The organism is Microcoleus sp. A006_D1, assembly GCF_036702805.1.
GTDB lineage: Bacteria > Cyanobacteriota > Cyanobacteriia > Cyanobacteriales > Microcoleaceae > Microcoleus.
Map to the genome: position 1 here is coordinate 134,893 of NZ_JAUBVZ010000012.1, position 12,080 is coordinate 146,972.

11 protein-coding genes and 1 pseudogene are annotated in these 12,080 nt (G+C 45.3%); 8 read left to right on the forward strand and 4 right to left on the reverse strand.

Annotated features, from left to right (window positions below; genetic code table 11):
- Window positions 1-167 precede the first annotated feature (167 nt).
- The gene (locus QUB68_RS21015) at window positions 168-1,568 is read right to left on the reverse strand and encodes a gluconeogenesis factor YvcK family protein (RefSeq protein ID WP_332996054.1); all 1,401 of its coding nucleotides are present in this window, start codon (window positions 1,566-1,568) and stop codon (window positions 168-170) included.
- Between the two features lie 164 nt (window positions 1,569-1,732).
- Between QUB68_RS21015 and QUB68_RS21020 the strand changes: the two genes are divergently transcribed.
- The 5 genes and pseudogenes from QUB68_RS21020 to recA all read left to right on the forward strand — a co-directional run bounded on the left by QUB68_RS21020 (window position 1,733) and on the right by recA (window position 6,835).
- Window positions 1,733-2,515 carry an ABC transporter ATP-binding protein gene (locus QUB68_RS21020; RefSeq protein ID WP_332996055.1) on the forward strand — a complete coding sequence of 261 codons (783 nt, stop codon included), beginning with the start codon at window positions 1,733-1,735 and terminating at the stop codon, window positions 2,513-2,515.
- 82 nt (window positions 2,516-2,597) lie between these two features.
- A pseudogene (locus tag QUB68_RS21025) lies at window positions 2,598-2,853 on the forward strand (four helix bundle protein); the annotation flags it as partial.
- 311 nt (window positions 2,854-3,164) lie between these two features.
- Window positions 3,165-4,688 carry an MlaD family protein gene (locus QUB68_RS21030; RefSeq protein WP_332996056.1) on the forward strand — a complete coding sequence of 508 codons (1,524 nt, stop codon included), beginning with the start codon at window positions 3,165-3,167 and terminating at the stop codon, window positions 4,686-4,688.
- A gap of 253 nt (window positions 4,689-4,941) precedes the next feature.
- On the forward strand, window positions 4,942-5,235 hold the full coding sequence (locus tag QUB68_RS21035; RefSeq protein WP_332996058.1) for a hypothetical protein: 294 nt from the start codon (window positions 4,942-4,944) through the stop codon (window positions 5,233-5,235).
- Between the two features lie 457 nt (window positions 5,236-5,692).
- Entirely contained in the window at window positions 5,693-6,835 is a 1,143-nt protein-coding gene (gene recA / locus QUB68_RS21040) for a recombinase RecA (protein ID WP_332996060.1), read from the forward strand.
- Between the two features lie 211 nt (window positions 6,836-7,046).
- Here the strand turns inward: recA and QUB68_RS21045 are convergent, their stop codons facing one another.
- Window positions 7,047-7,241 (reverse strand): hypothetical protein, encoded by a 195-nt coding sequence (locus QUB68_RS21045; protein WP_332996062.1) that lies wholly within the window; start codon window positions 7,239-7,241, stop codon window positions 7,047-7,049.
- A gap of 139 nt (window positions 7,242-7,380) precedes the next feature.
- On the opposite strand from QUB68_RS21045, the gene QUB68_RS21050 reads away from it, so the two are divergent.
- Complete coding sequence (locus QUB68_RS21050; RefSeq protein WP_332996064.1) at window positions 7,381-8,865, forward strand: NarK family nitrate/nitrite MFS transporter; 1,485 nt, start codon at window positions 7,381-7,383, stop codon at window positions 8,863-8,865.
- 205 nt (window positions 8,866-9,070) lie between these two features.
- On the opposite strand, the gene QUB68_RS21055 is transcribed toward QUB68_RS21050, so the two are convergent.
- Window positions 9,071-9,421, reverse strand: a complete 351-nt coding sequence (locus QUB68_RS21055; protein ID WP_332996066.1) for a hypothetical protein — start codon at window positions 9,419-9,421, stop codon at window positions 9,071-9,073.
- A 757-nt stretch (window positions 9,422-10,178) separates the two neighbouring features.
- Between QUB68_RS21055 and QUB68_RS21060 the strand changes: the two genes are divergently transcribed.
- Both QUB68_RS21060 and QUB68_RS21065 read left to right on the forward strand, forming a co-directional pair.
- Complete coding sequence (locus QUB68_RS21060) at window positions 10,179-10,652, forward strand: Coq4 family protein (protein ID WP_332996068.1); 474 nt, start codon at window positions 10,179-10,181, stop codon at window positions 10,650-10,652.
- A 30-nt stretch (window positions 10,653-10,682) separates the two neighbouring features.
- Complete coding sequence (locus QUB68_RS21065; protein ID WP_332996070.1) at window positions 10,683-10,907, forward strand: response regulator transcription factor; 225 nt, start codon at window positions 10,683-10,685, stop codon at window positions 10,905-10,907.
- Window positions 10,908-11,095: 188 nt separating this feature from the next.
- Here the strand turns inward: QUB68_RS21065 and QUB68_RS21070 are convergent, their stop codons facing one another.
- Window positions 11,096-11,992, reverse strand: coding sequence for an alpha/beta fold hydrolase (locus tag QUB68_RS21070; protein ID WP_332996072.1), 897 nt, complete (start codon window positions 11,990-11,992; stop codon window positions 11,096-11,098).
- Window positions 11,993-12,080 lie beyond the last annotated feature (88 nt).

The window sequence follows — 12,080 nt, forward strand, 5'->3', positions numbered from 1 at the left end:
TAGTTATTTGTTATTTGTTACTTGTTACTTGTTATTTGTTATTTGTTACTCGTTACTCGTTTGGCTCTGCTAATAACTAATAGTCAATAACATGAGTCAACAGTCAACAGTCAACAGTCAACAGTCAACAGTTAACCGTTAACCGTTAACCGTTAACTGTCAGCAACTTAAATGTTCTGGGCGCGGCCGTACCAACGCAGCAACATCCCCGCCAACCTTTGAGAATTGTGGCGAATTAAACCCGTATTTTTATCTTCATCCATCACATTGGCGATCACAATTCGCCGCCCCAATTGTGTTACGGCTTCTCTATCGAGCACAACCGGATACGAATTCTCCTGAGAATAGCGGATTAAAGATTTTGCAGATGGGACTTTTCCCTGCACTACTACAGCATCAAACAGTGGCCGGCCGCAAGCGCGATCGATCGCCCGAATGTGATCGGCAACGCTGTATCCGTCAGTTTCCCCCGGCTGAGTCATAATATTGCAGACATAAATGCGGGGAACTTGACTATTGGCGATCGCATCAGCAATTTCCTTCACCAACAAATTCGGAATCACACTCGTATAAAGACTTCCCGGCCCAATAATAATAAAATCCGCTTCCCGCAACGCTTCGAGTGCCCTGGGCAAAGCCGGAGGATTAGCAGGAGTGCAGCCAATTTTGACGATTTTTCCGTTAGCTTCGGTGATGCTGGACTCCCCCTCAATCCTCCGGCCGTCAGCGAGTTCTGCCCACAAAGAAACGTCGCTCAGAGTAGCCGGCAGCACTTCTCCCCTCACCGCTAAAACTTTAGAACTGGCGGCGATCGCCTGTTCCAAATCTCCAGCAATATCGCTCATCGCCGTCAAAAACAAATTCCCAAAACTGTGACCCACCAAACCGTCACCAGCCCGGAAACGATATTGAAACAACTCAGTCAATAACTTTTCCTCATCGGCCAAAGCAGCTAAACAATTGCGAATGTCCCCCGGCGGCAAGACCCCAATTTCTCGCCGCAGTCGCCCGGAAGACCCGCCATCATCCGCCACAGTCACAATAGCAGTGATTTTGGCACTGTAATCCTTCAATCCCCTGAGCAAATGAGAAAGGCCTGTACCCCCTCCAATTGCCACAATTTTCGGGCCTCGGTGCAAGCGGCGGTGGTTGAGGAGTCGATCGACCAATTCCTCATTGCCTTCGGGCATCAGCACTTGAGTAATCGAGTTCAAACTGCGAGTTTGTCCCCACAGAATTAACAAAATCCCGCCAGCAATCACGATCGGGCCAGAGATGTAATTTGGAATAACTTCTGCAATCCACGTCAAAAAATTCCTCAACAATTGCAACAGGAAAAAAATCGGAGTCATCCCAGTCCAAATAGCTAAACCCAAAGTAGCAAGTACCACACCGCTAGCACTGATCAGCAGCCACCGTTTCACCAACAGTCCGGGGGCCAGCCACTTAAACCACTGGTGAACTCGCCCGTTCCGCAAAGAAGAAGGGTAAGAATTTCTGGATTGGACAAAAACCTGCTTAGCTTTAGCCAAGACGCGTAGGGCTTTAGGAAATGAACTAATTGACATGGTTAATTAGTCTTAAGGGTATTGGAATAGCTGAATCTGACAAATTTACAATACAAGAGAGTTTTGATTCGGGCAGTCAATTTAAGTGATTAGTCATTAGTCCTTAGTCCTTAGTCATTAGCTAGACTGATGACTGAGGACTGATAACTTATTGATAACATCTTATGCCTGAGCCGCTAATCGAACTCAAGGGGGTAAGCAAATCCTTCGGCCAGAACCCGATCCTCGATCGAGTGGATCTGAGGATTTATCGAGGAGAGGCCCTGGCAATTATTGGCCCTTCCGGGACGGGGAAATCTACGATTTTGCGAATAATTGCGGGTTTGTTGGCCCCGGATGCCGGGGAGGTTTTCGTTCAGGGACAGCGGCGGGTCGGATGGGTGGACGACGTGGCAGATCCGATCGGGATTGGGATGGTGTTTCAGCAAGCGGCTTTGTTTGATTCGCTGACGGTGGAGGAGAATGTCGGTTTTTTACTTTACCAGCATTCTAAGCTGCCGCGCCGCCGGATTCGGGAATTGGTGGAGGAGAAGTTAGAGATGGTGGGTTTGCCGGGAATTGGCGAACGCTATCCGGCGCAGTTGTCTGGCGGAATGCGGAAGCGGGTAAGTTTTGCCCGCGCCATCATGGCGAATCCCGATCGTGCGAGGGATAATCCAGAGGTTTTGTTGTATGACGAACCGACGGCGGGCTTAGATCCCATCGCTTCGACAGTAATTGAAGATTTAATCCGCGACTTGCAGGCGGCCCAAGGTGTTTGCAGCACTTATGCGATCGTCACTCACCAAGACAGTACCATCCGCCGCACTGCCGATCGCATCGTATTTCTCTATCAAGGCAAAGTGCAGTGGGAAGGAACTGTCAGTGACATTGCATCGACAGATAATTTGTTAATTAAACAATTTTTTAGCGGCAGCGTTACAGGGCCAATTCAAGTGATTGGATAGTCATTAGTCATTAGTCATTCTTGTTAGTTGTTAGTTGTGAGTTGTTAGTTGTGAGTTGTTAGTTGTTAACAATGAGGGTAAAATGGCAAGCAAGAGTTTTCAGAAATTGCGGGTTTATAAATTATCAGAACGATTAGCCAATGACATCTGGAAAATTGTTAACAGTTGGGAAGTGTTTGCCAAAGATACGATCGGCAAACAAATTGTCCGTTCCGCAGATAGCGTCGGTGCTAATATAGCAGAAGGACTCGGACGAGGTAGCTACCTTTGACAATCGACGCTTTGTAAAGATAGCCAGAGCGTCTTTGAACGAAACCCAGCACTTGTTGAGACGAGCTTAGGATCGCAAATTAAATAACTTACAATTTTAATTATTATTGTGGAACAGGCCCGAAAGCCTGTTCAATACGGGCGGGACGCCCATCCCACAAACTTGTGGAAGTTATTTAATTCTCATTCCTTACACTCGAAACCTTTTAACGGTTCAACAGGTAAATGAACTCACAGCCATCATTAATCACTTAGCCCCTCAATTAAACTCCTACCTACAATCTATCGGCTCATCCCCGAAAAATTATGACGAATAACCAATAACGAATAACGAATAACCAATAACTAATAACCAATAACCAATAACTAAGGAGGAAATATGCGATCGCGAACTGTAAGAGAAGGTTCTGTCGGATTCTTAATTTTAGTAGGAATCGGTTTATTTGGCGGCTTAGTCCTCTGGCTGCGGGGCGTGCAGCTAGGCAACCGCAGCTACAAATTCGCCGTAGAATTTGCCAGCGCCCAGGGAATGCAAATAGGCACGCCCGTCAGGTATCGCGGCGTCGCCGTCGGTAAAATCACAGCCCTCAAAGCCAGCGCCAACGGCGTAGAGGTGATGCTGGAGATTGCCCCCGGTACTTTAGTCATGCCCCGAGATGTGGCAATTGAAGCAAATAAATCCGGTTTAATTGGCGAATCGTCGATCGACATTACCCCCAACTCAATTTTGCCAGAATCCTTACTTACCGCCAATCCCTTCAGTGCCGACTGTCCCCCTGAAATCATCTGCAAAAATTCCCGCTTAAAAGGTCAAGCTGGAGTCAGTCTCGACGAACTAATTCGCTCCACAGTCCGCCTAGCTAATTTATACACCGACCCCACCCTTTTTAACAACATTAAATCGATTTCAGAGAATACAGCCAACACAGCGAAAGGTGCAGCTAAACTCACTCAAGATTTATCAAGTTTAACTCAAACAGCCAAAGCAGAAATCAAAACATTGAATCAATCCGTAACCGGAGACCTAGGTCAATTAACTCAATCAGTAAAAACCGAATTGGCAACTTTGAATCAATCTTTAAAAAGCCAATCAAACAGTTTAACTCAATCTTTGAAGCAGGAAGTAAACAGTTTAAATCAATCTTTAAAAGGAGAAGCGAGCAGTTTAAATCAATCACTCAAGGGGGAAATATCAGGAGTCGCCGCAGATGTTTCTAAAGTAGCAGCTACAGCGGACACTTCCACAAAAGCCGTATCTGCCGCTGCCATAAATTCTGCCAATTCAGTAACTCAAGCAGCCAATCAAATTACCTTGACAGCCAACCAACTCAATTCCTTAGTAGCAACCAACCGTGCTAGTTTAGTCTCAACACTGAATAACATCAATCAAAGCAGTCAGGAACTGCGGGTAGCTGTCAGCAGTTTGAGTCCGACAATTAATCGCATCAACCAAGGACAATTGCTCAACAATTTAGAAGTTCTCTCCGCGAATGCCGCCCAAGCTTCTGGTAATTTACGAGATTTATCCAGCCAGGTAAACAATCCCGCCACTTTGCTATTATTGCAACAAACTTTAGATTCTGCACGAGCGACATTTCAGAACGTGGAGAAAATTACTTCGGACGTGGATGAATTGACAGGAGATCCGGCTTTCCGCAACAACATTCGCAGGTTATTCAACGGATTAGGAGGCTTGTTAGGTTCGACAGAACAACTGCGACAGCAAGTTAAAGTCGCTCAAACATTAGCTCCCCTTGCTGAAAAAGTAAATGCGAGTACAACTGCGGGAAATCAATCAGTTCAGCCGGGATTTCCCAGCATTCACAAAAAAGAAAAATTGCCTGTTATGCCTTCTCAAACTGCAAAGTCAGCAGCACCGATTGCTCCCGATAATGCACCTTAAAACATGGTATCATTGAATAACCGCCATTGCCAGATGCGCGATTTTATCTAGTATGTAAAGTCCGCATTGCAGAAGTTTCAGCTAGGAAGGTGTGTACAGCGGATATCGGTATTAAATTTTGGGTATAAATCCTATTAAGAAAAAAGTATTTTAAGCAAAAAAATACAAACCAATAACGCAAACATTATCGAAACCTGCCGCCACCAAAACCAAGTATCATAATCCTTGGTAAAAATTTCCAGATTACTTGAAATTGCCGGACGAGCCTGTGGAAAACATCGACCAACCACTTTTAGCAGCCGCCCTGCGATCAGCCTTGGATCTCGCAGGATTGATCCTCGCTTCGATGCTGATAGCTTCCTATTTTGGACTCTGTGCAAAATTAAACGACAAAACAGTAGTCAAAGTACCAAAGGGGGTATACGTTCCAACAGCAAAAAGGTTGATAATAGAAAGATTACCGAAAGGAAACACGACCATGACAGGAGTATTCCCCACACTCAAATCCTCTGAAATTATCTACCCCAGTGCCGATCGCAAAATTTAATACCCTCATCAGCTCTTCTATTACTCCCTGTGTTCGCCACGGCTTTTCATTCAGTTGACCTGGGACAGCACTTGACAAAAGAAGGAAGAGGATTGTTGCTTGTTACCAGGAAGAGCCTGGTAACGTAGATCCCGAGGCTCTGCCTCTTTTTATTTCGCAACTTACAGGAGAGAGGACTGTAGGAGGTGCTTAAGTTATTAAGTTTTCGATCCTAAGCTGCTACAGTCAGGCATGGCTGCTGGATAGTGCTTTTGCGGCCCCGTCACCACCAGACGGTAAAAGATTTCAAATGGGTTCTCTAAGTGGGTTCTGAAGCCAAGCTCAGGCTTAAACACCCCAAAATCAAGAATCTTAAACCAAATCCTCTCAGAACCTCCAGACCCTAAAAATAACTGCTAACATACGTGTTGTACAGTTAATCAACAAGCTCCGCAAGGGGTCTACCCGCGTACCGAAAATGGCAAAAAAAGAAACGTCTACAAAAACTGCGCCTGAAAACACAGAAAAGCAAAAAGCCTTGACTTCCGTACTATCCCAAATCGAACGCAGCTTTGGCAAAGGGGCGATCGTCCGATTGGGAGACGCCACGCGCATGAGGGTAGAAACCATCCCCAGCGGAGCCCTGACACTCGACATCGCCTTGGGCGGCGGTTTGCCAAAAGGCAGAGTTATTGAAATTTACGGCCCGGAAAGTTCCGGTAAAACTACATTAGCCCTCCATGCGATCGCCGAAGTCCAAAAAACCGGCGGTATCGCAGCCTTCGTCGATGCCGAGCACGCCCTCGATCCCACCTACGCCTCAGCATTAGGCGTCGATATTGAAAATCTCTTAGTTTCCCAGCCGGATACCGGCGAAATGGCCCTAGAAATCGTCGATCAACTCGTGCGATCCGTCGCCGTCGATATCGTAGTAATTGACTCCGTAGCAGCCCTCGTCCCCCGCGCCGAAATCGAAGGCGACATGGGCGACTCCCACATGGGTTTGCAAGCCCGATTAATGAGTCAAGCTTTGCGAAAAATTACAGGTAACATCGGCAAATCCGGCTGTACCGTCATTTTCCTCAACCAATTGCGGCAAAAAATCGGCATAACTTACGGCAACCCCGAAACCACAACCGGCGGTAACGCACTCAAATTCTACGCCAGCGTGCGACTCGACATTCGCCGTATTCAAAGCTTGAAAAAAGGTACCGAAGAATACGGCAACCGCACGAAAGTTAAAGTTGCTAAAAATAAAGTTGCTCCGCCTTTCCGCATTGCCGAATTTGACATTGTATTCGGCAAAGGCATTTCTACATTAGGCTGTCTCACTGACTTGGCAGACGAAATGGGAGTAATTTTGAAAAAAGGTTCTTGGTATAGCTATAACGGCGAAAACATAGCTCAAGGACGAGACAAAGTGATCCAGCACATGGAGAAAAATATCGATTTCAAAAATGAAATTGAGCAGCTAGTTAAAAAGAAACTGGAGACTGGTGCTGTGGTTTCTGCTAATTCTGTCGCTCCTGTTGATCCTGATGTAGATGATGTAGATGATGTTGATGATGATGTTGATGATGTTGAAAATGTAGAAGATATGGAAGATTTGGGAGACATTTAAATCTTTTAGTCAGTAAATTTTTTGCTGTTAGAGCCCCGACTTCTCAAACAAGTCGGGGCTCTGGTTTTGAGTATCAATTCCGGCTGCGCCGGAATGATCGGCGAGGAGACTCAAGATGCCGTTTCTGGCGCGCCAGATTAATTGTGGGAAACGGCATCTTGAGTCTCCTAATTTCTCATAATTCTGATGCAACCGGAATTGAGATATTTATCTAATCTTGAGGAGTTTGCTTCCACACTTGCTCTAAAATCTCGATCTGCTTGTTGAGAATAGCAGAGCGCTGCTGAACGCATTTGTCGTGCAGAAAAACACTTAAACCTACACCCACGGGGAAGACAAAATAGATAAATCCTAGCAAAATCTGGGAAATTGCTTCCTGCTGAGCATTATCTAATAGCTGAGGCATAGGAACTCAAATACGATATCTGCACGAAATTGATGCGCTAGTTTTAGTTTTCTGAATAAAAAGTAGCATAGGATACAATTTTCTGTCGCAACATTAATTCAGAATTAATAATCTGTATTATTTCTTAGGATAACTTAATATGCTTCAAGGGCTTTTATCATTCAAAGGGCCTTTTCGGATTCTGAACCTGAGTTGGTTTGCTTTTTTCTTAACATTCATAGTGTGGTTCAACTACGCGCCCTTCAGCACAACGATACAGCAGGATTTGGGTTTAACAGTCAGCCAAGCGAGAATAATCAGTCTGTGCAACCTAGCGCTCACCATTCCTGCAAGCATCATTATTGGTATGTTGCTCGATCGATTCGGGCCTCGCATCACCTTCTCTTCAATCCTAGTCTATGCAGCATTTCCCACCCTGGCATTCGCCTGTGCCCAAGACTTCAACCAGTTGGTTTTGAGCCGTTTGGCAATGGGCATTGTCGGTTCTGGATTCGTGGTTGGCATCCGCTTAGTTACCGAATGGTTTCCCCCAGAAGAGATTGGATTCGCTCAAGGTATCTATGCCGGCTGGGGCAACTTTGGTTCCTTTGCCGCCGAAGCAGTGTTACCATCGATCGCCGCAGCAACCGCTTTTCTCTCAGTCGGCGAAACCAATTGGCGATTGACGATCGCCCTTACCGGCATAGTCGCAGCAATTTTCGGAGTCATTTTTTACTTCAATGTTCAAGACACACCCCCCGGCAAAGTCTATCAGCGCCCAGCCCGTAACGGCGCAATGGAAGTCACCAGCGCTCAAAGTTTTTGGGCATTATTGCTCGCCAACATTCCTCTATTTGGTGCCTTAGCTTTAATTGTGTGGCGCTTGCAGAAAGCAAATTTTCTGACAACAAATATCATGTACGGCATTTGGGCAGGTTTGATAGCACTCTATTTAATTCAGGCTTACAAAACCTGGGAAGTTAACCGAGAAGTGGTGACTGGCCAAAAAGATTACCCAACTGAAAAACGCTATCAAATCAGTCAAGTATTCGTATTACAACTAGCTTATGCCGTCACCTTTGGTTCAGAAATCGCTGTGGTGTCAATGCTACCAGAATTTTTCGAGAACACCTTCAACTTAAATCAGGCGATCGCCGGCCCAATAGCAGCCATGTTTCCCCTGATGAACTTGATCAGTCGTCCCACCGGAGGCTTAATTTCCGACAAAATCGGCAGCCGCAAATGGACGCTGACATTTCTGATCGCCGGAGTAGCTTTGGGCTATTTAATCCTGAGCCAAATTACCGCTAACTGGCCATTACCCGTTGTGATTGTCACGATCATGTTATGCGCCTTCTTCGTCTTCGGTGCAGCAGGTGCAACCTTTGGCATCGTCTCTTTAATTAAACGAGAAGTAACTGGTCAAATTGCTGGAAATGTCGGTGCTTACGGCAGTATCGGCGCTGTAACTTATGCCACATTTTATAGCTTTCTGCCCCAAGAAATTGCCGGCAATCACACCTTTTTTCAGGTACTTGGAGGTGCGGCTGCAATCGTCTGCTTGCTTTGCGTTTTGATCCTGAAAGAACCGAAGACTTCTGAAAGCGAAGAGTTAGCAGATACAGCTATGCTGGTAGGTCACTAAAAACTATAATCCTATGGTTTAATCGTTCGGACTTTAGTCATTCAAAAATCCGAAAACTAAAGTCCGAACAATCAAACCTTTTCTGAGTGCATCTCTATTTTGCAATGGCTTCGCCCCTACGAATAGATTTGTGAAAATGAGATACACCCCATTTTTGATCGCGGGTAATTGAGTAGATATAATATTACTCAGGCAAAGAAACGGGCTAAATATATTGAGAATTAGCGCGCACATAACAGCCTTGTATCGTCAACAACCAGGGTTGATCGTCCGCAATCATAATCGCATTTCCTCCCCTGAGTTCAGCATAAATTGTATCTCGATTTGCGCGGTAAACTCGTTGAATTCCTCCATTTGGAGTTTGGCGGCAGTTGAGTTCTCCATCCCGCGACGAGACTCGCCAAGCTGGCCAAGTTACAGAACCAGCAGTTTGGCTCAACCAAGTATTAGCATTGCTGGAAGTATAGTCGCCACTTGCATTAGCACGCGGTAAAGGTTCAACTAAATTAACTTTAAATGTCTGACCGATTGAAGGACAATTTTCTCCTCCTTTCACCGAAATACCTTTTATAAACTTCTACTTTATTTATAGCTAGCAGCTCCATACTTCACCAGTCGATGCAAGCGAGTGTCACTCATTTGAGCGACAGCGCACTGGTCAATACGTCTCAGTTAAAGGCAAAATTGAAGAATTTAATCTCCTCAAATACTAGCTCGCTCCGAGTGCGATCGCCCAGGGAAATTTCCGTCACCGAGAGCTCTTGAGGTGCGTCGCTACTCGAAAAGTCGATTTTAATTCAGAAATTTTTAATGGCGACACACCCTGCGAATAATATTGCTACAGGGCAAGCTGTCAACTATCAACTGTCAACTATCAACTGTCAACTGTCAACTGTTTACTTCACCCTACTTCATCTCTCTTCAACTCGCTTTACTTACCTTCCCCCGGATCGCTGGTGTACACGCTTCAACTTCTGACTCATTGCAGCTTCAAATAATTAGCAGGAAACTAAATTTATACACGTAAGTAAAGGAGTTCAGATCACCGCTAAATACTGTGGATTTTACGGGTATTCCCAGCGGGTCAAGTTGCGGTAACTAACACTCTGCCGATTCTGACAACTGGCCGATTTCACATCTGAGAGTCTTTGTAAAGAAATATAAAAGCTCCGGAAACTTAATTACTGTGACAGAAGGTAGGATTTCTAAGCTGAACCTATAGAAAAGTCGTATTGATTCATTGCAAAAATGAACTTTTAAAATACGAATTTAACTGACGATAAACTTAGTTTCTTGTTCTAGGGGAATAAATTATGGCTGACGGTCAATTAGGAGTTATATTAAGGATGGCTCAAATAATTAATCCTCAAATTGAGAGCGATCGACACTTTGAAATCGATTTAGAAAAATTGCGGCAACTGCCAGCAGGAACGTTAGGGTGCGAAGTGGCGCGATTTCTAGACGAACAAGGCTTTGAGCCGATCGCATCGGGTGACTGGATTCAACGAAACCACGACGTTTGGCACGTTCTAACGGGTCTTTCACCTTCTGCTGAAGATGAATTTGTACTTCAAGCGTTTACTCGCGCTCAAGTATTTCGCCCTTCCTGTGCGATTTTAGTTTTAGTTGGATTGCTAAGTGGCAAATGCGCGATCGGACAAATTATCAAAGGCTTAAAACATGGAAAATTAGCCGATCGGCTAATTGACTGGGACGTTGCATCTGACTGGGAAACTCCGTTATCTGAAGTTCGAGAAAAACTGGGCATTCTACCATTAATTGATTGATTTTTTAACTCGTCACTGCACTGCAAAATTATGCAAAGCACAATTTACAAACCGGTCATCAGCCTGAGTCCACGGGAAAAGGCGATCGCGCAATTAGTCGCCCAAGGCCTGCCAAACAAATGTATTGCCAAAAATTTAAATATCAGTCATTGGACGGTTGCTACTTACGTAAGGCGGATTTTTATCAAACTCGGTGTTTGTTCCAGAACAGCGATGATTGCACAGTTGATTCAAGAAAATTTGCTCTGGGACTAACAAATAATACTAATTCTGAAAAGTAGGGACACGGCAATGCCTTGTCCGGCGCGGGGAGTAGGACACGGCAATGCCGTGTCCCTACTTAACCATATTTGCCCAGAAGCACCCTACAAAAACTACCCAAGACAGATAAAAACCCGGTTTCACAGGTAAACCGGGTTTTTATTTACAATGTTTAAAACCTTTTATGCCAAAGCCAAAGAAGCAGAAGAACTTCTCAAAAAACTCAGCAATTCTCGATTCACCGTTTGCGGCGCTTCCTGCTGAATCCAATGACCGCAATTCGGGATTAATTTTAACTTAAACGGAGCCGTAATTAACCGATCTAAACCTTCTACCAGTGTGTGGCTCAAAAACGCATCTTCTTCTCCCCAAAGCACCAAAGTAGGCACTGTCACAGGTTCTAATTTCTGCCCCCAATGCCAAAGCCGCTGCGGGTGAAACATTTGCTGGTAATAATTCATCGCCGCCGCTAACACTCCCGGCTTTTCTAAAGCAGCCTGATAAATCTTAGTTTCTTCAGCGCTAAAAGCTCCTTTGCGAACAGCTTGTCCCTGCAAAATATTTTGCACGAAATCTTTCAAATTTTGCCGGATCAACCATTCGGGGATACCGGGAACTTGGAAAGCCAAAATGTGCCAACTGCGGCGGAGTTGATCGAAATTGCTTGCCATTTCCTGCACGAATCGCTGGGGGTGCGGAGCATTTAAAATTGCCAAGCGGTTGAGTTGTTCGGGGAATTTTTGAGCTAAATTCCACGCGATCGCCCCGCCGCAATCGTGACCGACAATGTGAGCTTTTTTGTAGCCGAGGCTGGCAATCAAACCGCGAATATCTGCACTCAGCGTATCCAAATCGTAGCCGGTTGTCGGCTTGTCCGAATCGTTGTAGCCCCGCAAATCCGGCACCACAACCTTGAAATGACGCGCTAGAGCAGGAATTTGATGGCGCCAAGAATACCAAAACTCTGGAAACCCGTGCAGGAGCAGAACGAGCTCGCCTTCTCCTTGGGAAACGCAGTGCAGGCGGATGTTATTGGTTTCGACAAAGATGTGTTGCTGTTCGGAATCTAAAGACTTCATAGTTGCAAAGTTAGACTTATTTTTGGGAAGTAGAGAACCCGCCGACTGGTAGCAGATGAGTACAAATAAACATTAGATGGGGAGAGGG